At 56.2% G+C, this 20623-nt stretch carries 21 protein-coding genes and 1 tRNA gene; 12 read left to right on the top strand and 10 right to left on the bottom strand.

Features of this window, described 5'->3' with window-relative positions; all coding sequences use genetic code 11:
* Positions 1-75 precede the first annotated feature (75 nt).
* Entirely contained in the window at positions 76-1899 is a 1824-nt protein-coding gene (gene uvrC, locus ABNH10_RS11925; RefSeq protein ID WP_349386144.1) for an excinuclease ABC subunit UvrC, read from the bottom strand.
* Between the two features lie 79 nt (positions 1900-1978).
* Positions 1979-2632 carry a UvrY/SirA/GacA family response regulator transcription factor gene (gene uvrY, locus ABNH10_RS11920; RefSeq protein WP_349386143.1) on the bottom strand — a complete coding sequence of 218 codons (654 nt, stop codon included), beginning with the start codon at positions 2630-2632 and terminating at the stop codon, positions 1979-1981.
* A gap of 283 nt (positions 2633-2915) precedes the next feature.
* Between uvrY and ABNH10_RS11915 the strand changes: the two genes are divergently transcribed.
* From ABNH10_RS11915 to ABNH10_RS11905, 3 genes are read left to right on the top strand one after another with little or no spacing between them, the layout of a single operon-like run.
* Entirely contained in the window at positions 2916-4589 is a 1674-nt protein-coding gene (locus ABNH10_RS11915; RefSeq protein WP_349386142.1) for a carbon starvation CstA family protein, read from the top strand.
* Positions 4589-4855 carry a cory-CC-star protein gene (locus tag ABNH10_RS11910; RefSeq protein WP_011588584.1) on the top strand — a complete coding sequence of 89 codons (267 nt, stop codon included), beginning with the start codon at positions 4589-4591 and terminating at the stop codon, positions 4853-4855. Before ABNH10_RS11915 ends, ABNH10_RS11910 begins: the two co-directional genes overlap by 1 nt.
* Positions 4855-5892 carry an ArsA family ATPase gene (locus ABNH10_RS11905; RefSeq protein ID WP_349386141.1) on the top strand — a complete coding sequence of 346 codons (1038 nt, stop codon included), beginning with the start codon at positions 4855-4857 and terminating at the stop codon, positions 5890-5892. Before ABNH10_RS11910 ends, ABNH10_RS11905 begins: the two co-directional genes overlap by 1 nt.
* Before the next feature lie 89 nt (positions 5893-5981).
* Here the strand turns inward: ABNH10_RS11905 and ABNH10_RS11900 are convergent.
* Positions 5982-6069, bottom strand: a tRNA-Ser gene (locus ABNH10_RS11900).
* A gap of 106 nt (positions 6070-6175) precedes the next feature.
* Positions 6176-6859 carry a hypothetical protein gene (locus ABNH10_RS11895; RefSeq protein ID WP_349386140.1) on the bottom strand — a complete coding sequence of 228 codons (684 nt, stop codon included), beginning with the start codon at positions 6857-6859 and terminating at the stop codon, positions 6176-6178.
* A 225-nt stretch (positions 6860-7084) separates the two neighbouring features.
* On the opposite strand from ABNH10_RS11895, the gene ABNH10_RS11890 reads away from it, so the two are divergent.
* The 5 genes from ABNH10_RS11890 to ABNH10_RS11870 all read left to right on the top strand — a co-directional run bounded on the left by ABNH10_RS11890 (position 7085) and on the right by ABNH10_RS11870 (position 9740).
* A complete protein-coding gene (locus tag ABNH10_RS11890; RefSeq protein WP_349386139.1) occupies positions 7085-7768 on the top strand; it encodes a Bax inhibitor-1/YccA family protein in 684 nt (227 codons plus the stop codon).
* Positions 7768-8142, top strand: a complete 375-nt coding sequence (gene tusD, locus ABNH10_RS11885) for a sulfurtransferase complex subunit TusD (protein ID WP_349386138.1) — start codon at positions 7768-7770, stop codon at positions 8140-8142. The genes ABNH10_RS11890 and tusD overlap by 1 nt, the downstream gene beginning before the upstream one ends.
* Entirely contained in the window at positions 8135-8434 is a 300-nt protein-coding gene (locus tag ABNH10_RS11880; RefSeq protein WP_349386137.1) for a hypothetical protein, read from the top strand. Before tusD ends, ABNH10_RS11880 begins: the two co-directional genes overlap by 8 nt.
* Positions 8435-8689, top strand: a complete 255-nt coding sequence (locus tag ABNH10_RS11875; RefSeq protein WP_349386136.1) for a hypothetical protein — start codon at positions 8435-8437, stop codon at positions 8687-8689.
* Positions 8690-8750: 61 nt separating this feature from the next.
* Positions 8751-9740, top strand: a complete 990-nt coding sequence (locus ABNH10_RS11870) for a glycosyl transferase family protein (protein WP_349386135.1) — start codon at positions 8751-8753, stop codon at positions 9738-9740.
* A gap of 102 nt (positions 9741-9842) precedes the next feature.
* Here the strand turns inward: ABNH10_RS11870 and cysG are convergent, their stop codons facing one another.
* The 6 genes from cysG to ABNH10_RS11840 form a co-directional block, all read right to left on the bottom strand.
* Positions 9843-11228 carry a siroheme synthase CysG gene (cysG, locus tag ABNH10_RS11865; RefSeq protein WP_349386134.1) on the bottom strand — a complete coding sequence of 462 codons (1386 nt, stop codon included), beginning with the start codon at positions 11226-11228 and terminating at the stop codon, positions 9843-9845.
* A 120-nt stretch (positions 11229-11348) separates the two neighbouring features.
* Positions 11349-12638 carry a serine--tRNA ligase gene (gene serS, locus ABNH10_RS11860; protein WP_349386133.1) on the bottom strand — a complete coding sequence of 430 codons (1290 nt, stop codon included), beginning with the start codon at positions 12636-12638 and terminating at the stop codon, positions 11349-11351.
* Between the two features lie 63 nt (positions 12639-12701).
* Positions 12702-13109, bottom strand: coding sequence for a fluoride efflux transporter FluC (locus ABNH10_RS11855; RefSeq protein WP_349386132.1), 408 nt, complete (start codon positions 13107-13109; stop codon positions 12702-12704).
* A complete protein-coding gene (locus tag ABNH10_RS11850; RefSeq protein WP_349386131.1) occupies positions 13109-14440 on the bottom strand; it encodes a replication-associated recombination protein A in 1332 nt (443 codons plus the stop codon). Before ABNH10_RS11850 ends, ABNH10_RS11855 begins: the two co-directional genes overlap by 1 nt.
* A gap of 57 nt (positions 14441-14497) precedes the next feature.
* Entirely contained in the window at positions 14498-15127 is a 630-nt protein-coding gene (lolA, locus tag ABNH10_RS11845) for an outer membrane lipoprotein periplasmic chaperone LolA (protein ID WP_349386130.1), read from the bottom strand.
* 8 nt (positions 15128-15135) lie between these two features.
* Complete coding sequence (locus ABNH10_RS11840) at positions 15136-17454, bottom strand: DNA translocase FtsK (protein ID WP_349386129.1); 2319 nt, start codon at positions 17452-17454, stop codon at positions 15136-15138.
* Between the two features lie 352 nt (positions 17455-17806).
* On the opposite strand from ABNH10_RS11840, the gene trxB reads away from it, so the two are divergent.
* The 4 genes from trxB to infA all read left to right on the top strand — a co-directional run bounded on the left by trxB (position 17807) and on the right by infA (position 20583).
* Positions 17807-18754, top strand: a complete 948-nt coding sequence (gene trxB / locus ABNH10_RS11835; RefSeq protein ID WP_349386128.1) for a thioredoxin-disulfide reductase — start codon at positions 17807-17809, stop codon at positions 18752-18754.
* Between the two features lie 23 nt (positions 18755-18777).
* Positions 18778-19506: a leucyl/phenylalanyl-tRNA--protein transferase gene (gene aat / locus ABNH10_RS11830; RefSeq protein ID WP_349386127.1), complete on the top strand. Its 729-nt coding sequence runs from the start codon at positions 18778-18780 to the stop codon at positions 19504-19506.
* A gap of 29 nt (positions 19507-19535) precedes the next feature.
* Positions 19536-20264 (top strand): arginyltransferase, encoded by a 729-nt coding sequence (locus ABNH10_RS11825; RefSeq protein ID WP_349386126.1) that lies wholly within the window; start codon positions 19536-19538, stop codon positions 20262-20264.
* Positions 20265-20364: 100 nt separating this feature from the next.
* Positions 20365-20583 (top strand): translation initiation factor IF-1, encoded by a 219-nt coding sequence (gene infA, locus ABNH10_RS11820; protein ID WP_007149029.1) that lies wholly within the window; start codon positions 20365-20367, stop codon positions 20581-20583.
* Positions 20584-20623 lie beyond the last annotated feature (40 nt).

The raw sequence follows: 20623 nt of genomic DNA, 5'->3' as shown, positions 1-20623 counted from the left end.
AGAAGAAATAAGCCACCAGTATAGCGGAAAGCCAGCCGTGACTCATTTCCGATTTTTAGATCCATAACCGCTGCCCTACCGATGGAACCAATCATAGAGCGTCTGCGCCATTTGCGCGTTGATACCAGGCACCCGAGCAAACTCATTGGCCGATGCATTACGCATCTGCTTGAGCCCGCCAAAATGGGTAAGCAGAGCCTTTCGACGCTTGGGGCCAATACCGGGAATTTCATCCAGTGTCGATTGCTTGCGAGCCTTGCCGCGCCTTGCACGGTGCCCGGTCAGGGCAAACCGGTGAGCCTCATCACGCACTTGCTGCAAAAGATGCAGCGCGGAGTCTGCCGGACCTGGAATCATTTCTTTCCCGCAAGGCAAGTACAAGGCCTCGAAACCTGGCCGTCGGCTGGGTCCCTTGCCAATCCCCATTACTCGTATGCTAGCGTGCAACTCCAACTCTTGGACAACTTTCCAGCCGCGCTGCATTTGACCCTTGCCGCCATCGATCAACAGCAAGTCAGGCATACGCCCCTGCTCTTTCAGAACACGCTGATAACGGCGTCGAATAGCTTCTTCCAAAGCTTCATAATCATCCCCTCCCGCTGCCGGGTTCACATTAAAATGCCGGTAATCCTGTTTCCGCGCCCCCTGCTGATCGAACACCACACAGGAGGCCACCGCTTTTTCACCCTGCGTGTGGCTAATATCAAAACACTCGATGCGGCGAATCGGCTCACTGCTTTCAAGCAGCGTTTCCAGGGCCAGAAAGCGAGCCTCCATGTGTTCCCGTGCAGCCAATTCAGTGGCCATGGACTGCTGGGCATTGGCCTGTGCCATGGTAATCCAGGCGGCACGGTCACTACGCACGCGCCAAGCTAGCCGAACTTTTTTCCCCCACCGTCTCTCCAGCGCTTGCTGCAAAGCCTCTGCACCGGGGATCTCCATGCACAGCAATATTTCCTGCGGCTTGACGAGATCCTCTCGGTCGCCAAGATAATACTGAGAGAGAAACGCTTCCATAATTTCGCTGCGATCCTCTTCTCCACGGGTATCCGGCCGGAAAGTGCGATGGCCAAGGATTCGGCCATCGCGGATCATCAACACCTCGATTACGGCAAGGCCGTGGCGCGTTTCGATAGCCACCACATCCAGATCGCCCTGCCCCGTTTCTGCGTACTGCTTCTGCTGCACTGCCTGAATCGCCGCCAGTTGATCGCGCAACATGGCCGCTTTCTCAAATTCCAGCGCCGCGGATGCAGTTTCCATATCCGCACTGAGCTGCTCCACCACCTCTCGGCTGCGTCCATCAAGAAAGTCTGCTGCCATTTTTACCTGACGGGCATAATCCTCTTCGCTCACCAAGCCCACACATGGCGCTGTGCAGCGGTTAATCTGATGTTGCAGGCACGGACGAGTGCGGTTTCGGAAGTAACTGTCACTGCAATTGCGGACCTGGAAAATTTTCTCGATTAACGATAGCGCCTCCCGCACCGCAACCCCGCTGGGGTAAGGGCCAAAATACTGGCTCCCCGCCCGGCGGGTTCCACGATGAAAAGTGACGCGGGGAAAACGATCAGAACGGGTGATGCGTATATAGGGATAGGATTTATCGTCGCGCAGTAGAATGTTATACGGCGGCTTCAGCTCCTTGATCAGTGACTGCTCCAGCAACAGCGCTTCGGCCTCACTGCTTGTCACTGTGGTCTGGATATCGCAAATTCGCGCGACCAGGGCGCGGGTTTTGACGCTCGCCACATTCTTCTGAAAGTAACTGTTCAGGCGTGCCTGGAGATTACGCGCCTTGCCCACATACAATATGCCGCCCTCCCCGTCCAGCATGCGATAAACACCGGGTTTGCGTGCACAGTGGAGAAGGAAGTGTTTGGGGTCGAAATCAGACAAGGAGGCATCTCAAAACAGTGTGGCGAGGTAATTGTATCAGCACTGCCCTAGCGATTTCCCCCTGTGTAAGACTCAGCGGTCAGAGTACCGAGTTTTCCACCGCATCCAACATGCCGTGGCGCACCGCCAGCAGCGCCATTTCCACATCGCTGGTCACGCCCAACTTATCGAATATGCGATATCGATAGGTATTGACGGTTTTGGGTGAGAGACAGAGCTTGTCCGCCACGTCTTGCACCTTATGACAACTCACAATCATCATCATGATTTGCAATTCACGCTCGGAAAGCATATCCAGCTGCGATCCTTGATTATCTGCATAGGGCTTGAGCGCCATGGCTTGGGCAATCTCCGGGCTGATATAACGCTGCCCAGTAGCCACGACCTTGATGGCCCGGACCATTTCTTCGAGATCGGCGCCCTTGGTCATATAGCCCGCGGCGCCCGCCTTCATCAAGCGTGAAGGGAACGGCTCCTCTTCGCACATGGTCACGGCAATAACACGGATCCCTTCATCCACCCGCAGCAATTTGCGAGTGGCTTCTAGCCCGCCGATGCCGGGCATTTTCAGGTCCATAAGCACCACTTCCGGTGCCAACTCCCGAACCATTTGCACCGCCAGTTCGCCTGAGTTCGCCTCGCCGACAACGCGCAGTCCATCTACTTCATCCAGCATTCGAGCGATGCCGGTGCGGACCAGGTCATGGTCGTCCACTACCAATACTTTGATCATTACTATGCCCCCGGGCAGTTCCCTTACCCGCCAGTGTACTGTTTTTCTTTCGATTTATAGACATAAGACTACCGCTTGTACACCGACGTGCATAGGACGCCGTTAACAAACAGTGATACATCTAGCCGGTTTTTCTCGACCATGTACACTGGGGCCGTTAGCCTTTAGTCGCGTTGACCAAACAGTTAAAAAAGCGAACCATATAGCAATATTGCCAGTCTCCAGCTGGCCATTTATTCAACACTGGTAATAAGCAGTCGCTAACAACGACAAAAGGCAACCCATGAGCGCAATCATTTTGCTCCTGCTGGGGCTCGGAGGCATGGCCGCTGGCTATTTCGTCTATTCGCGTTTTATTGCATCGCGCATCTATAAACTGGATCCGGATTTTCGCACTCCTGCCCACGAATTCGAAGACGGCGTCGATTTCGTTCCCACCAATCGCTACGTGCTCTGGGGCCATCATTTCACCTCGGTAGCAGGTGCCGCGCCTATCGTCGGCCCGGCCATTGCCGTCATTTGGGGCTGGTTACCTGCCTTTCTCTGGGTGGTGTTTGGTACCATTTTCTTTGCTGGCGTCCACGATAGCGGCGCCCTGTGGGCCAGTATCCGCAACCGAGCCAAATCGGTTGGAGCGCTCACCGGCGAAGTGGTTGGCCGTCGTGCTCGCACCGTGTTCATGATCGTTATCTTCCTGGTGCTGCTGATGGTCAACGCGGTATTCGGCGTGGTGATTGCCAAGCTGTTGATCAACAATCCCGGCGCCGTTGTCCCTGTCTGGGGGGCCATCGCAGTAGCCTTAGTCATCGGCCAACTTATCTACCGCCGGGTGATTGGATTAGGGCTGGTATCGGTGCTCGGTGTTGCTGCCCTGTATAGCCTGATTTATGTGGGGCCGAGCGTACCCATAGCGCTGCCTGATCAAGTCATGGGGCTGTCGGCTAACGCCAGTTGGATTCTGTTGTTGTTCGCCTATGCTGCAGTGGCCTCTCTACTGCCGGTCTGGATGCTTTTACAGCCTCGCGATTACATCAATGGCCTGCAATTGTTTGTTGGCCTAATTCTACTTTACGGCGCGGTTCTGCTGGGCAATCCACACGTGGTGGCCCCCATGATTAACAGCGATATCCCTGCGGGGACACCCTCGCTAATACCGCTGCTGTTTGTCACTATCGCCTGTGGCGCGATTTCGGGCTTTCACGGGCTGGTGGCCTCAGGGACGAGCTCCAAGCAGCTGGACAAGGAAACCGATGCCCGTTTTGTGGGCTACTTCGGCGCCGTGGGTGAAGGTGCCCTGGCACTGGCGGCCATTATTGCCGCCACCGCCGGCTTTGCTTCTTTGGCGGACTGGCAAGCGGTTTATACTGCTTTTGGGCAAGGTAGCCTAACTGCCTTCGTAGACGGCGGTGCGAATATTCTTGCCAACGGTATGGGCATGGATGCAGGCGTAGCCGCCACCCTGCTCACTGTAATGGCGGCGCTTTTTGCCGGCACCACAATGGATACCGGGTTGCGCCTGCAACGCTATATTTTTCAGGAATGGGGCGAAATCTATCAACAGAAATGGATGACTCGCCCCCTGCCCGCCACACTACTGGCCGTAGCCAGCTGTTTATTACTGGCGTTTGGCGCCGGCGGTGCAGACGGCTCCGGCGGCCTGCTTATTTGGCCATTATTTGGCACCACTAACCAATTGCTTGCCGGGCTGACCTTGCTGGTCATTACTATCATGCTGGTAAAACGTGGTCGCCCCGCTATCTACACTCTGGCCCCGCTGGTGTTCCTGCTGGTGATGACACTTTTTGCCCTGCTGATGCAGCTGAAAAGCTTTTATGAAAAACAAGACTGGTTCTTGTTGGGGCTAGACCTTGTGGTGCTGGTCGCCGCACTCTTGGTGACGCTTGAATGCACCGCTTCTCTCAAACGCGCCTTTAAGGCTCCGCCGGAGACCGTTTAATGGCCACACCGAGGCAATGGTTTAAGCGCATTAGTGAGCTAAGCGCACAATATTATAATGCACCCTATCGCGCCGCCATTGCCCGAGCCAAGCGGGATGAGGAAGACCTGTTTATGCTTTTGGTATTCTCGGAAATGATGGGTGTGCCCAATCCCGCCGCTTGGAGCACGCTGGAATTACAGCCGCTGCTAATGGAACGTTTCCATGATTGGCACACCCGCATGGGTATGGAACGCTCGCCCCTTGACCACTTCCGTTGCTGCTGATGACCAACGCCCGAACATTCAACACACTTGATCTAGATGCCCTGCTGGCCTCCCGCGCTTTGCTTATGGTGGGCGGCAAGGGTGGCGTAGGCAAAACCACCACCGCCTCAGCCCTAGCGGTCCGTGCAGCGGACCAGGGGAGCAAGGTGTTGCTGGTCTCCACGGACCCAGCCCACAGTCTGGCAGACGCCTTTAATCGCCCTATCGGCAATCAACCGACCGTTCTTTCTCCCGGTTTAACCGCGCTAGAGCTTGACCCGGATGACGAAGTAGAGGCGTACCTAGAACGAGTAAGTGCGCAAATGCGCCGATTCGCCACGCCAGATCAATTTCGTGAGCTGGATAAACAGCTACGCCTCAGTCGACAGTCGCCTGGAGCCCAGGAGGCAGCCTTGCTGGAACGTATCTCCCGGTTGATTGATGAGGACAGTCACGACTACGATCTGCTGATCTTTGACACTGCTCCCACCGGCCACACTCTAAGGTTATTAAGCCTTCCGGAAGTGATGGCCGCCTGGACACAAGGCCTGCTTCGACACAGCGAAAAAGCGCGCAAGCTGGGCCAAGTGCTGGGCCACCTTACCCCAGAGAAAAGTATAGACAGCCCCCTGCAGGATCCCACCGAGCACGCCACCAGCGGTTTAGACCCGCGCAGCCAGGAAGTGGCCGACACCCTCATGGCGCGCCAGCGCCTGTTTAATCGCGCCCGCCGTCAGCTCTCCAACCCGAGTCATACCGCCTTTATCTTCGTGTTGACCCCTGAACGGCTCGCCATTCTCGAAACCCGGCGCGCGGTGGCCTCACTCCGCGAGCACGGCATCCCGGTGGCTGGCGCTGTGGTTAACCGGGTGTTACCCGAAACCACAGACAGTGCTTTTTTTGCAGCTCGCCACGCGCGCCAACAGCGCCACATGGAAGAACTGGCAAGTGCACTGGGTGCGCTGCCTCGCAAAGTCATGCCATTACAACAGGATGATATTCAGGGGCTGGATGCGATCCGGCAATTTGCCAAATTATTGAAAAATACTAATCACTGAGAGCGTTATAAAACAGCCCGGGATGTTGGCGTGCTGTGCCCGCAGAGCAGCATAAAAAAACCCGCACTCGAACGAGTGCGGGTTTTATTTGGCGGAGGGGGTGGGATTTGAACCCACGGACGGTCTCCCGTCGCCGGTTTTCAAGACCGGTGCATTCGGCCACTCTGCCACCCCTCCAAGATGGCAGCAATAATACATGAGCAATAAGGCCAGTCAACGGCACATCCGCAATACTGTGCCTGACTGGTTGAGTTTTAATCACCCCTGTGGATTTATGCCACCCTCAATCGGAATAACACCGGAAGATTCGCTGTTTGGCGCGCTCGTACTGCTCTTGGCTGATAACACCCTCGGTCATCAGCCGGCGATGCTCAGCCACTTCCGCCGCCAGCCGTTCCTTCTTGTCTGGCAACAGGGCCCAGGCTCGCTCACCTCGCTGTTGCAATGCGGCAATCACTTTGGCAAACCGCGGATTACTTCCTCGCTGGTCAAACAGATCGAACATCACCACCCGGCCATTGCGGGTATAGAACAGCAGTCGCCGTGATGAACCGCGCAGGCAAAGCACAGCGCCAACAAGCGCCCCCGACAACGCAACCAAGGCCATCCTGGGTTGCCCCACCGCCAACAACAGCCCCGCCACGATGAACGCCAATACCGCAACAACCAGCGAACGCCAGGCAATATCCTGACGTGGACTCGCAGAGCCGGCCATAAAAGCCAGATTGACAATCAGTGTAACCTCACGCTTACCGCGCTGCTCCGCCCATTCCAGGTAGCGACCATTAAAAAGCACGATCCGACGATGACGCCCCAGCAACCGATTTTTCTGCTCGAACACCAACTCATGGCGTCGAGACGCCAGCTCAGGCACCTGAAGCAACTCTTCATACAGAGAATGGCGGCCCCCTGCTCCGACCAGTTCTATCTGCTTACTTTCTGTAGCAGCCAGTGATAATGCACCCATATGACCCTCCCCCCTCGGACAGACGCAAGCAAACCGCATAGGTAGATAGTATTATCTCAAGGCCACTATCAGCCCACGATGAGGTCACAAAAGTGCATTTCAGCGACACCACTCGATTCCTCTCTAAAAACACACCTGTGAGCATCATGAAACCGTGTTTAGCGCTTGATTTTGGAGCCCCCGCCCTTATGATCACAGGTACAATTAGCAAAGATGAGTGAAATCATGAATAACCCGACTAACCCCTACTCTGCCCCCCACCAGCACGGCGTTGCCGTTTCCGGGGAGCGAGCGGCCCAGGTACTGAAAAACACCTACATGCTGCTGGGGCTGTCACTCGTTGTGGCAACTGGCGCGTCCTGGTTTGCCATGGCCAGCAATATCGGTTTCGTCAACGTCTGGCTGACTATCGGCGTCTATTTTGGCTTGCTGTTCGCCACCAACGCGTTGCGTAACAGTGCCTGGGGCATTCTGGCGGTTTTCGGCCTGACTGGCTGGCTGGGTTTTACCACCGGCCCGATCATCAATATGTACGCCCAGATTCCTGGCGGCATGGAAATCGTGACCACCGCTCTGGCTGGTACCGCCGGTATTTTCGTAGCGATGTCTGCCATTGCTCTGGTAACCCGCAAGGATTTCAGTTTCCTCACCAACTTCATCATGATCGGTGTGCTAGTGGCGTTCGGGGCGAGCATCGCTAACATTTTCTTCGCGATTCCGGCTCTTAGCTTGGCGGTATCTGCTGCCTTTGTGTTGCTGTCTTCCCTGCTCATCATGTGGCAGACCAGCGCTATCATTCATGGCGGTGAAACCAACTACATCATGGCAACGGTCACCCTGTTTGTATCCATCTACAACCTGTTTATGTCCCTATTGCACCTATTGACGGCGCTCAGCGGTAACGATTAATGCGTTTCTCGCTACTGGTCAATGCGGCGGCAGATTCTGCCGCCGCATTGACCGCCCTTTACACCGCACAAGCGCTACACAACCCCTCCTCTGACCATCAACTCTATTGCTTGTTTCTCTACCGCGATGCGGTGCATCTGGCCAATCGCCATGCCTGGACTGGCGACGCAGAGCAGGCCAGTGCCGCCCAGCAGTGGCAGCAATGGATTGCCAGCCAGAGCGTTGAGGCGATGGTATGCGTCGGTGCCGCCCAGCGTCGTGGTGTCGTTGACTCAAACGCCGCAACCACTCTGGCTGAGGGCTTCTCTCTTGCCGGGTTAGGCCAATGGGCGGATGCCCTTATTAATAGCGACCGGGTGATCCAGTTTGGCTAGCCAGACCCTGTTTATTGCCACCGGCAGTCAGCCGTTTTCCAGCCAATTTCAGGAGATGCTGGATATGTTGCTTACCGGTGCCGCGTTCGGCCAAGCCACCACGCTCTGGCTGACACCCCCCTGCCTTGCCATGTTACGGTTATGTCCCAATGAAGCGCTGGCCCAGCTGGCTGATTTTGGCGTTCGCTGTGTGGTTGACGATGACGAAGACTGCCCTGTACCCGCTGGCGCTCTTTGTGCGGACGAGCTGTTATCATTACGTATCCAAAGCCATCAAATTCTGGTGTTCTGAATGTTGCACCTGCTGGGATTCTCTCCCGACAATTACAACCTATGGCAGCGCTTTAGCACGCTTTACAGCAAAGACGATGTCTGTGTTTTCACCGATGCAGGCCTGTTACTTGCAGCACAGCTGACACTGAAAGGCGATGGCTACCTGCTCGCGCATCCAGCATTGCAGTTGCCCGATAGCACCTTGCCAGTGATTGATCATGCCAAACTGGTGGAGCTGATAGCCGAGCACGGCCCCTCTACCAGCTGGTATTGAATGACATTTTCACGGGCCTTGCTTTACCGAGCACGCCCGCCCCTCTCTGCGAGACAGAATCATGACTGAACATGCCTTTGCGCCTTTTGTACGTACTCTGGGCCGCGGTAAACGCGCTCGCCGCAGCCTCACCCGCGAAGAAGCCCGCGAGGCCATGCAGGCCATCCTTGAGGGAGAGGTCGAGGATATCCAGCTCGGCGCCTTTCTGATGTTGCTACGCGTAAAAGAAGAAACCCCCGATGAGCTGGCGGGCTTTCTCGATGCTTGCCGCCCGGCTTGCTACCAGGCGCTTGGCGAACTGCCCGCCGTGGATCTGGACTGGCCCAGCTATGCCGGCAAGAAAAAGCATCACCCCTGGTATCTGCTCGCCACCGTGCTGCTAGCCGCTAATGGTATTCGCACCTTGCTACATGGCGGGCCGGCGCACACGCCGAATCGGGTCTATACCGATGCGCTTCTACCGAAGCTGGGCTTGCCCGTTGCCGACACAGTGACACAGGCCCAGGCGCACCTTGAAACACACGGGCTTGCCTATCTGCCCCTGGAGCAGTTCTGCTCGCCATTGTCTCGCATGCTCACCCTGCGCCACTTCCTGGGGTTACGCTCGCCGATCAACACATTGGCTCGCAGCCTCAACCCCGCCCAGGCACCCCTGTCCATGCAGAGCGTTTTCCACCCGGCCTATATTGAGCTGCATCAAGGTGCTGCCACCCTGGCCGGTGATCAGGATCTACTGCTGTTCAAAGGCGAAGGTGGCGAGCTGGAAATCCGCCCGGATGCACGCACCCAAATTCAAGGCATTCGTCATGGCCAAGCGCTGCAAAGCGCGGTGCTCGACAGCACTATACCTCGGCAAACTCCGCCGGGTGCCCCCAGTGCAGAAACGCTCTTGAAGGTGTGGCGCGGGGAAACCTGTGATGAGTACGGTGAACAGGCGGTGATTTCTACCGTAGCGGTGGCACTGTGGGGCCTGGACAAGGCAGATTCATTGCAGAGTGCGTTAAAAGAAGCCGCCGCTTTGTGGGAAAAGCGCGATAAAAAACGGCTCTAATGACACCTATCGGATTGTGCGAATTGTGCTCTTAGGTATTCGCCCTACAAACAGTGCGTTGTAGGGCGTGTCAAACGTAGCCGTAATGCGGTATTGAAGCGATCAGGGTTTGAACCAACCAAATTTAGGATGCAGGCTGACCACGCTGCCAACAATTATCAGGGTGGGGGCGTGAATTTCACGGCCTTCGATATCGTCAGGTAGCTGATCTAGCCTACCGGTAATCACCTCCTGAAGGTTAGTCGTGCCTCGTGACACCAGCGCGATGGGTGTGTCGCCCCCACGGCCGTGGGCGATCAGCTGGCTGCAGATTTCTCGCAAGCCCACCAACCCCATATAAAATACCACTGTCTCGGTTTCGCTGACTAAATGTTTCCAATCCAGATCCACCGAGCCATCTTTACGATGCCCGGTGACGAATCGCACGGATTGAGCATGGTCACGATGGGTTAGTGGAATACCCGCATAGGAAGCGCAGCCGCTGGCCGCAGTAATGCCTGGCACCACCTGAAAATCGATACCTTCCGCCACAATCAGGTCAATTTCTTCACCGCCACGGCCAAAGATAAAAGGATCCCCGCCTTTCAACCGGCAAACCTTCTTGCCTTGTTTAGCGTAATAAACCAGCAACTCGTTGATGTTGTCCTGGGGCAGCGCGTGCTTGTCACGGGCTTTACCCACATACACCAGCTCCGCATCGCGACGGGCCAGATCTACAATACCCTTGCCGACCAGGCGATCGTAGAGCACCACATCGGCTTTTTGCAGCAAACGCAGCGCTCGGAACGTGAGCAAGTCCGGATCCCCAGGGCCAGCACCCACCAGATACACTTCGCCTCGGCTCAGGGTTGTTGCGTCGGCAGATTCGATCGCAGCGGCGAGCATGGCTTCTGCCTCACTGTCCTTGCCGGCCAGCACTTTTTCCACGACTGGGCTATCCAGTGTTTGCTCCCAGAATAAACGCCGGGCACCGATATTACTGAGTTTGTCTTTCAAGGGCTGACGGAAACGCGCCATCAGGTCAGCCAGTCTTCCCCAGCGCGCCGGCAAAGTGGATTCCAGCTGGGCTCTTAGTTTCCTGGCCAGCACTGGCGAAGCACCGGAGGAGCTGATACTGATTAACACCGGGGAACGGTCGACAATGGCCGGAAAGATGAAATCACCCAGCGAAGGATCGTCGACCACATTCACGGGCAAACCCCGTTGCTGGGCCTGTTTTGCTATCTCAGCATTGGCACTGCGATCATCGGTGGCACAAATAACCAGAGCGACCCCGTCCAGATCTGCGCTTTCAAACGCCCTCACCACGCAGGAACCGCCGCTACGCACCACAATATCGCGCAGCTCATCGCATACTTGCGGGGCAACTACAGTCAAAACCGCACCTGATCGGTGCAGAAGGCGCCCCTTGCGCAACGCCACTTCGCCGCCGCCGGCCAACAAAGCCACCTTGCCTTGTAAACGCCAGCTGATCGGTAGAAATTCCATGCTTGCTCCCAGTAAACGCCAGACGCTGAGTGAATGATGCCTGACACAAACAGCGGCAAGCCTATGTTAAAGGCATGCCATGCGACGAACGCAATGGTCGTCGTTTGTGCCTGGGCAACACTATTTTAGGCGTTCCAGACCTCTCATGTAGGGACGCAGTGCCTCAGGAACGGTTACTGAACCATCATCGTTCTGATAATTTTCCAGTATCGCTACCAACGTACGCCCTACTGCCAGAGCAGACCCATTCAAGGTATGTACCAATTCGGGTTTACCGGTTTCCGGGTTACGCCAGCGCGCCTGCATGCGACGCGATTGATAATCACGGAAGTTGGAACAGGAAGAAATTTCCCGATAGCACTGCTGGCTGGGGAGCCAGACTTCGATGTCATAGGTTTTGGAAGACGAAAAGCCCAAATCACCGCCACAAAGAATCACCACCCGGTAGGGCAAATCCAGTTTCTGCAAAATGGCTTCTGCATGGCCGGTCAGTGCCTCCAGCGCTGCATCGGAGTCTTCAGGGCGAACCATCTGCACCAACTCCACTTTTTCGAACTGATGCTGGCGAATCATGCCGCGGGTATCTCTACCGTGGCTGCCCGCTTCAGAACGAAAACACGGTGTATGGCAGGTATAACGACGGGGCATGGTGTCCGCTTCGAGAATTTCATCCGCGGCCAGATTGGTCACCGGCACTTCAGCGGTGGGAATCAAATAGAGTTCACGCTCCCCTTCCATTTTAAACAGGTCTTCAGCGAACTTGGGTAGCTGGCCAGTTCCTCGTAGTGCTTCCGGCCCCACCAGGAAAGGCACGTACACTTCCTGATAGCCATGCTCGTCGTTGTGTATATCCAGCATAAAATCAATCAGCGCCCGGTGCATGCGGGCCAGGCCGCCGCTCATCACCGCAAAACGTGCACCGGAAAGCTTGGCCGCGCGTTCAAAATCGAGCCCGCCATCCAGCGCTTCACCAATATCCACATGGTCCTTCGGTTCAAACGGCAGCGTTTTCGGTGTGCCCCAGCGGCGCACTTCCACATTGTCGTCTTCATCATTGCCTGCAGGTACGGCTTCTTGCGGGACGTTGGGAATGCCCATCAGGTATTCACGAATTTCGTCCTGAATCGCCTTGGCACTGGCCACTTCCTTATCCAGTTCTGTATCAATAGTCTGCAGGGTGTCGGCCACCTGTGCCTTGGCCTCATCCACCGCCATACCGGACTTAATCAACTCGCCCACCTGCTTGGAGGCTTTCTTGCGATCCGCCTGCAATTCCTGGGAGCGCATATCTGCTTGCTTGCGCTTGGCATCCAAGGTGGCAAATGCCTCCAGGTCCAGGGTGTAACCGCGTTTGCTCAACGCGGTCTTGATCGCTTCACCGTCCTGCCGCAAGGCACGAATATCCAGCATGTATTTCTTACTCCAAAATCAGAAAAGGCTGAGTTGAAAGTTTAAACTTTCAGCTTCCCCATGTTATTCAAAAACCAGTCGACCCAATGCCAGGCCCGCGATGCCCAGCAACAAACAGACCGTCACCGAAGTCATCGCGTAACCGGCCGCTAGCGCAAAGGCCTTGGCTTCCACCATGCGCACCAGTTCGAACGAGAAGGTGGAAAACGTGGTCAGTGCGCCGATCATGCCGGTCATCAATGCCAGCCGCCACACATCTCCCACTGGCAGGCTCGCCAACATGATGGCGAGCAGGCCGAACAGGAAACTGCCTGCCAAGTTCACTCCGAAAGTGGCCCAAGGCCACGAGGGCATAGACGGAACGCCAAGCCATAAGCTGGTGGCGAAACGCAGGCAGGCGCCAACGGCGCCGCCGATGGCTACCGCTATCCACGGCAGCATGCCGCCTTCGGTAATCGCTGATAACGACATTATTTGCGCTTCCCGTAGCGGGTCCAGTCGCTGCTGGCGTTTAATTCTCGTAGGCGGGCCAGCTTTTCTGCCACTTTGATCTCAAGCCCACGGTTCACCGGTTCATACAGCCGCGTGTCTTGAAGGCTGGCCGGGAAGTAATTTTCCCCAGGCACAAAAGCGTCCGGAAAATCATGGGCGTAATGATACTCGGCACCAAAGCCTTCGTCTTTCATAAGCTGAGTGGGTGCATTGCGCAGGTGCAAAGGCACCTCATCGGTAGGTTGCTGGCGGACCAGCGCCCGGGCCTGATTATAGGCGTTATACACCGCATTGCTTTTCGGGGCGACAGCCAGATAGGCAATAGCCTGGGCGATGGTCAACTCCCCTTCCGGGCTGCCCAGCCGCTCCTGCACATCCCAGGCATGCAGGCACAGCGTCAACGCCCGCGGGTCCGCATTGCCAATGTCTTCACTGGCCATACGCACCACGCGGCGAGCAATGTAGAGCGGGTCGCAGCCGCCATCGAGCATACGAGCGAACCAGTATAGGGCCGCATCCGGGTCGGAACCGCGGACGGATTTATGCATGGCGCTGATTTGGTCATAAAATAGGTCGCCGCCTTTGTCGAACCGGCGAACGGCATCACGAAGCACTTCACGCATCAGGTCCGCGTCGATATTAGGCGCGTCCACATCAGCCAGATCTGCAGCCACTTCAAGCATGTTCAGCAACCGCCGGGCATCGCCATCGGCATAGTTGAGCAACAGCTCGGTCGCTTGTGCATCTAGCTGCATGCCATTAAGGGCTGGATCATGCAGCGCACGGACAAGCAACCCACTCAGATCTTCCGGCGCCAGCGCGCGAAGCCGGTAAACCCGCGCCCGCGATAACAATGCGTTATTAAGTTCGAAGGAGGGATTTTCGGTAGTGGCGCCGATGAAGGTGATGGTGCCCTCTTCCACATGGGGCAAGAACGCATCCTGCTGGGCCTTGTTGAAACGATGAACCTCATCCACAAACAGGACCGTGCGTCGCCCCTGACCCAGGCGAATCTGAGCTTGCTGCACCGCCGCACGAATATCTTTCACCCCGGACAACACCGCAGACAAGGTGATGAAAGCTGCATCCACGGTTTGCGCCATGATCAATGCCAGGGTGGTTTTACCTGTCCCCGGCGGGCCCCACAAAATCATCGAATGCAGCTGGCCCCGGTCCAGCGCCTGGCGCAGTGGCTTGCCCTTACCCACCAGGTGCTGCTGGCCTACATAGTCGTCCAAGCGAGTCGGCCGCAGGCGAGCCGCCAGGGGCTGAGCCTGTTGGGCAGCATCAAGGGCAAAAAGATCGCTCATGGAAAAACGCCTACTGGTGACTAGACAACGACCGGGTGCCCCGGCCGTTACCCGCCATTACTGTTGTTGCTGAATGACATCCGTGCCTTCTGGCGGATCGAAGTGGAACAAGCTGCTATCAATACCGTCATTCAGGGTTAAGCCGATAAAATCAATCACCGTCTGCTGGCCCAATGCATCCTGAAGGCGCATGGACGCTGGCTGCCCACCCGTGAAGGTGACGTCCAGTTGATCAAATAGCGGGTCCTGGCCTTTCGGAGTCAAACGGTAGGTCACTTCAGCCCCCCGATTGTCGCGCTCTGAGATGGTAAAAGCCTTGGCCACATCCGCAGGTTTGCCGCCAAACAGTAGCGCTGGAGTCTGTCCCAGATCCTGACTCAGCGGCCGCACTACCACTTGTTCTAGATCCTTGTCGTACACCCAGACGGTAGTGCCGTCCGAGGCCGCCATCTGCTCATAGGGGGTTTCGGTCAGCCAGTAAAAGCGGTTGCCACGTGCCACTTGAAACTGGCCCAAAGCTTCCTGCATGTGCGTGCCGCTCTGGTCCAGCACCACCTGCTCAAACTCGCCTTTCATGGATTCAAGCGTTTGCAAGCGGCCTAGCAAATCGTCCGTGGCATCGCCCCATGCGGTGGGCGAAAATAACACGGCGGGCACCATGGCCAAGGTTAACAGCAACTTTTTCATTCACACTCCTATTTGACCGGCGGCGGCGCGATCACTTCACGCTGACCATTGTTACCGGCTTCTGTGACTACCCCAGCCATTTCCATGGCTTCCACTAAACGGGCCGCTCGGTTGTAGCCAATTTTTAGTTTTCGTTGCACCGATGAAATGGACGCTCGCCGGGATTCGGTGACAATAGCCACGGCATCATCATACAGCGGATCATTTTCGTCATCGCTACCTTCACCGGCGCTCTCCATGCCGGGCATCGGCGCGTTAAGGTCACTGCCACCTTCCAGGATTTCTTCCAGATAGTTAGGCTCACCGCGTTTACGCCAGTCGTCACAAACCCGGTGCACTTCTTCATCTGAGACAAAGGCGCCGTGAACACGTTCCGGAACACTGGTGCCGCCGGGCAAATAAAGCATGTCACCATGGCCAAGCAGCTGCTCTGCACCACCTTGGTCTAGCACCGTGCGCGAATCGATCTTGGATGACACCTGGAAACCAATCCGGGAGGGCACGTTAGCCTTGATGAGGCCGGTGATCACATCCACGGATGGGCGCTGAGTAGCGAGAATCAGGTGGATGCCAGCGGCACGGGCTTTCTGCGCGATCCGGGCGATCAGCTCCTCCACTTTCTTGCCGACAATCATCATCATGTCAGCGAATTCGTCAATCACGATGACGATATAGGGCAGATGCTCCGCTAACGGTGCTTCTTCGTCCAGGTTCATTGGGTCGTCAGGCTTCCACAGCGGGTCCTTCAGCGGCTCGCCCTTCTTCTTGGCCTCTTCGACCTTGCGGTTATAACCGGAAATGTTACGCACGCCCATGGACGCCATCAGCCGGTAACGGCGCTCCATTTCACCCACCCCCCAGCGCAGCGCACCGGCCGCCTCTTTCATGTCAGTCACCACCGGCGTCAGCAAGTGAGGAATACCGTCATAAACCGCTAGTTCCAGCATCTTCGGATCAATCAGAATCAGCCGAACATCGTCCGGGCTGGATTTGAACAGCATGGACAGCAACATGGCGTTCACGCCCACGGATTTACCGGACCCAGTGGTGCCTGCTACCAGCAAGTGGGGCATTTTTGCCAGATCAGCCATTACCGGGCCACCGGAAATGTCCTTGCCCAAGGCCATGGTCAAAGGGGACGGGGCTTGGTCAAACATCTGTGTGCCGACCACTTCGGTAAAGCGAATCATTTCCCGCTGCTCGTTGGGAATCTCGATTCCCACTGTGGTTTTACCGGGGATCACTTCCACCACTCGCACACTGATGACTGCCAGCGAGCGGGCCAGATCCTTGGCCAAATTAGTGATTTTGGAGACCTTGATCCCCGGCGCAGGCTGAATTTCGAAACGGGTAATTACCGGGCCAGGCTGGACCGCCGCCACTTCCGCATCGATATTGAAATCCTTGAGCTTGATTTCCAGCAGACGTGACATGCCTTCCAGAGCATCGTCGGAATAACCGCCCTTGCTCTCTTCTACCGGATCCAGCAAAGCAATAGGCGGCAGCTCACCGGTGACTTCCGTGGTGAACAGCTTCTGCTGCTTCTCTTGCTGTACTCGCGCACTCTTTTCCACCGGCTTGGCCGGCTTGGCTATTTTTGGCGGGGTGCGACTTTCCGCTTTCTTTTTCGCTTCGCTGATCACCTTGGCCCGCTTTTCGTGAGCATCTTTTTTCTGTCGTTGCTCTTCGCGCTGCCGTTTGCGGGCCAGCCACCAAGCAGGCACTTTCTCAATAGCCCCTAACACTAAAGCACCGAGCCCTTCGGCCAGTGCAATCCAGGACAAGTCGGTAAATATCGTTACCCCGATCAGAAACAACGCCACCATAATCAGGGTGCCGCCCAGCGGGTTAAACCCTGCCAAAGACGCAGCCCCGACTTGATGGCCAAGAATGCCCCCCGCCCCTTCAGGCAAACTCTCTCCCACCGTGAAATGCATGTAGGACAAGGCTGTTCCAGCGAGCATAGTGAGAATGAATCCAACCAGCCGCAAACTGAACAATGGCCAACTGCCTGGTAGACCCGCATGGCGTTCACGCAATACCTTACCGGCCCAGAAGCCCACCAAGACGGGGAAGAGGTATGCCATGTAGCCGAACAATCCCAGCAACAGATCAGCACTGAACGCCCCTGCACGGCCTGCGGCGTTGCGCACGGCATCCACATTGCCCACAAAAGTCCAACCGGGATCACGGCTATCGAAACTGATCAACGCCAACAGCAGGTAAAGGGAAAAGGCGATCAATGCGATCACCATACCTTCCACCAAACCGCGCTTAAGATGGCGGGAAAACCCGGACTGTCCTTGCCCGGAAACCGTTTTGCTCACGCCTTGCCCCTCGATAAAGTCAAACTATGAGATAAAGAATAGCTGATAACGAATTGAAATTATTGCGATTGTAGTCAATCGCGATGGGAGCAGCCAGCTTTGACCCTCCCTGTGCGCCCAAGCGCACCGCATTATTGCACACATTCCATATGCTCTGCGGCGGCGCGCCCCTGGCCGTCATTCTCCCTATTGCACTGATAGCCCATGATCAGGCTTCACGGGACCGGCGTTTTCCGGTACTTTTCTCTGCCTTGAACGTGCAGGGTTTGCCCCCACTGTTGGCATAGCTAAGTCAGCCTTCCATGGCATGACCGACTTCCTGCAACCATCTACGTATCTACTGGAGTAACACATGAGCGACGCGCAGCACCATCGGCTGATTATTCTGGGCTCAGGACCGGCGGGTTACACTGCGGCTGTCTACGCTGCCCGAGCCAACCTCAAGCCGGTAGTGATCACTGGGATCCAGCCCGGTGGCCAGCTCACCACGACGACTGAAGTGGATAACTGGCCCGGTGATGTGGAAGGACTGCAGGGGCCAGACCTGATGGTGCGCATGCAGCAACACGCCGAGCGCTTTGATACGCAAATGGTATACGACCACATCAATGAAGTGGACCTCAAACAGCGCCCTGTCGTTCTTAAAGGCGACAACGGCACTTACACCTGTGACGCCCTGATCATCGCCACCGGTGCTACAGCCATGTACCTGGGCTTGGAATCAGAGGCAGCATTCATGGGTAAAGGGGTTTCCGCCTGTGCCACCTGTGACGGTTTCTTCTACAAGGGCCAAAAAGTGGCTGTGGTCGGCGGCGGCAACACTGCCGTTGAAGAAGCGCTGTACCTTTCTCACATTGCTGAGCATGTAACGCTTGTGCATCGCCGCGACAGCCTACGTGCCGAAAAAATCCTCCAGGACAAGTTGCTCGCCAAGGATAATATCTCGGTTGAATGGGACCACACTCTGGAAGAAGTACTGGGTGATGACAGCGGCGTCACCGGCATGCGCATCAGATCCACGAAAGGCGAAGGCAGCAAAGATCTGGATCTGCAAGGGGTCTTTATTGCCATCGGGCACAAACCCAACACGGATATCTTTACCGGCCAGCTGGAAATGAAAGACGGTTACATCAAGATCGCTAGCGGCACCGAAGGCAATGCCACCGCCACTAGTGTAGAAGGGGTGTTTGCTGCTGGAGACGTGGCTGACCATATCTACCGCCAAGCAGTCACCTCCGCGGGGGCAGGCTGTATGGCCGCCCTGGATGCTGAACGCTTCCTGGACCACCTGAAAAACTAGTCCCGCAAACGAGGGCCGCGATTATGGTGCCATGGCTGGAACCTGGAGAACCCTTCCCTGATACCCGGCTCGCCCTCACCGACCCAGACGGCCTACTGGCTGCTGGGTCGGACCTTAGCCCTGATACTCTTCTAAGGGCTTACTCGACCGGCATCTTCCCTTGGTATGACGCTGAATCTCAGCCGATACTTTGGTGGAGCCCCGCCCCGCGCTGCGTAATCCAACTGGAACAACTGCATGTCAGTCGCAGCTTGGCACGCCATCTGCGCCGTGCTGATTTCACCGTGACCTTCGATCGTGCCTTTGAAACAGTGATGCGCACCTGTGCCGCCCCACGGCAAGACGAAGCCGGCACCTGGATAAGCGAAGACATGCTAGCAGCCTACTGCCGATTACATGAGCTCGGCTATGCCCATAGTGTGGAAATCTGGCAGAACGGTGCGCTGGCCGGGTGTCTCTATGGCATCCAGTTGGGGCAGATGTTTTTTGGTGAATCCATGGCATCACCGCAGCGCAACGGCTCCAAGGTTGCGCTGGTGGCGTTACGCAATTTCGCCCGGAAACTGGATATCCAGCTGCTTGATGCGCAAATCGAGAATCCACATCTCATGTCCATGGGTGCCGAGATGATGCCAAGAAGCGCCTTCGAAGCCCATCTTCAACGCTGGATTCCCAGCCAGCCGGCACCTAGCCACTGGCCCGGCGACCGCTTTAACTGGCCAGACCTACAGGCTGCGCATCAGGCTTTTTAGCGCCCCGCAGCTAAGCTACACTTAGCACCATGACTGACTTATCCACACTGCGCTTTTTTCGCACCCCGGCCCATGGCTGCAGTTACCTAGAAGACCGCCAGGCGTCTACTCTGTTTGTGGACCCCCAGGCGGCGCTATCACCGGAGCTTTATAGCGAACTGAGCCTGCTGGGATTTCGTCGCAGCGGTGACTACCTGTACCGCCCCCATTGCGACAGTTGTAATGCCTGTATTCCAGCCCGAGTGCGGGTGGATGACTTCCTCCCCCGCCGCCGTCACCGTCGTATCCTCAAACACAATGCGGATCTGACCGTGCACCGCGAGCCTGCTCGCTTCAGTCGTGAGCTGTACACCCTTTATGCGGCCTATATCAACGATCGCCACGGTGACGGCGACATGTACCCGCCTTCGGAGGAACAGTTCACCAATTTTCTTACCTGCGAATGGGCCGACACGCATTTCTACGGATTTCGCGAGAAGGGAAAACTATTGGCCGTGGCCGTTACCGACCAACTTAATGATGGTCTGTCCGCCGTGTACACATTTTTCGACCCAACCCTGGCAGAACGTAGCCTGGGTGTCATGGCCTTGTTGTGGCAGATCGAACAGTGTCAGCGACTGCGGCTTCCTTACCTGTATTTGGGCTACTGGATTCGCCAATGCCAGAAGATGAGCTACAAAAACCAGTACCAACCCTTGGAAATTCTCGCCAGCGGCAGCTGGAAAGAGCAGTCGGAGCCCAATGATTCCGGGGGTTAATCCTATTATTGCACCCATTTCCCAACTTCTTTTGCAGCCAGCGCCCTTTTACGGCACAATTGCGCGTCGCTAATAGCCGGTAACCCAAGGTAATTGTTGGATGGCGAAAGAAGAGCAAATCGAACTTGAAGGTGTCATCGTTGATACTCTGCCTAACACGATGTTTCGTGTGAAGCTGGACAACGGTCATGTAATTACGGCCCATATCTCCGGGAAGATGCGTAAGTTTTATATCCGCATCCTCACAGGGGATCGTGTAAAAGTGGAAATGTCTCCCTATGACCTCACCAAGGGACGCATCACTTTCCGGATGAAATAGTCTGGAACGGCTTCGGCCGATACACCAACAAAAAAACCCG

The sequence above is a fragment of the Alcanivorax sp. genome (assembly GCF_040119285.1).
Taxonomy (GTDB): Bacteria; Pseudomonadota; Gammaproteobacteria; order Pseudomonadales; family Alcanivoracaceae; genus Alcanivorax.
The sequence above is the reverse complement of the archived record's forward strand: the minus strand, read 5'-3'. Positions and strand labels throughout refer to the sequence as shown.

Coding starts and splice junctions, on each gene's coding strand:
- ABNH10_RS11895 (WP_349386140.1), bottom strand. CDS start 6,859: ATGGGTGCATTATCACTGGCTGCTACAGAAAGTAAGCAGATAGAACTG.
- ABNH10_RS11825 (WP_349386126.1), top strand. CDS start 19,536: ATGACTGACTTATCCACACTGCGCTTTTTTCGCACCCCGGCCCATGGC.
- serS (WP_349386133.1), bottom strand. CDS start 12,638: ATGCTGGATATTCGTGCCTTGCGGCAGGACGGTGAAGCGATCAAGACC.
- ABNH10_RS11850 (WP_349386131.1), bottom strand. CDS start 14,440: ATGAGCGATCTTTTTGCCCTTGATGCTGCCCAACAGGCTCAGCCCCTG.
- ABNH10_RS11915 (WP_349386142.1), top strand. CDS start 2,916: ATGAGCGCAATCATTTTGCTCCTGCTGGGGCTCGGAGGCATGGCCGCT.
- tusD (WP_349386138.1), top strand. CDS start 7,768: ATGCGTTTCTCGCTACTGGTCAATGCGGCGGCAGATTCTGCCGCCGCA.
- ABNH10_RS11890 (WP_349386139.1), top strand. CDS start 7,085: ATGAATAACCCGACTAACCCCTACTCTGCCCCCCACCAGCACGGCGTT.
- infA (WP_007149029.1), top strand. CDS start 20,365: ATGGCGAAAGAAGAGCAAATCGAACTTGAAGGTGTCATCGTTGATACT.
- uvrY (WP_349386143.1), bottom strand. CDS start 2,632: ATGATCAAAGTATTGGTAGTGGACGACCATGACCTGGTCCGCACCGGC.
- cysG (WP_349386134.1), bottom strand. CDS start 11,228: ATGGAATTTCTACCGATCAGCTGGCGTTTACAAGGCAAGGTGGCTTTG.
- ABNH10_RS11905 (WP_349386141.1), top strand. CDS start 4,855: ATGACCAACGCCCGAACATTCAACACACTTGATCTAGATGCCCTGCTG.
- lolA (WP_349386130.1), bottom strand. CDS start 15,127: ATGAAAAAGTTGCTGTTAACCTTGGCCATGGTGCCCGCCGTGTTATTT.
- trxB (WP_349386128.1), top strand. CDS start 17,807: ATGAGCGACGCGCAGCACCATCGGCTGATTATTCTGGGCTCAGGACCG.
- ABNH10_RS11910 (WP_011588584.1), top strand. CDS start 4,589: ATGGCCACACCGAGGCAATGGTTTAAGCGCATTAGTGAGCTAAGCGCA.
- aat (WP_349386127.1), top strand. CDS start 18,778: ATGGTGCCATGGCTGGAACCTGGAGAACCCTTCCCTGATACCCGGCTC.
- ABNH10_RS11870 (WP_349386135.1), top strand. CDS start 8,751: ATGACTGAACATGCCTTTGCGCCTTTTGTACGTACTCTGGGCCGCGGT.
- ABNH10_RS11875 (WP_349386136.1), top strand. CDS start 8,435: ATGTTGCACCTGCTGGGATTCTCTCCCGACAATTACAACCTATGGCAG.
- ABNH10_RS11855 (WP_349386132.1), bottom strand. CDS start 13,109: ATGTCGTTATCAGCGATTACCGAAGGCGGCATGCTGCCGTGGATAGCG.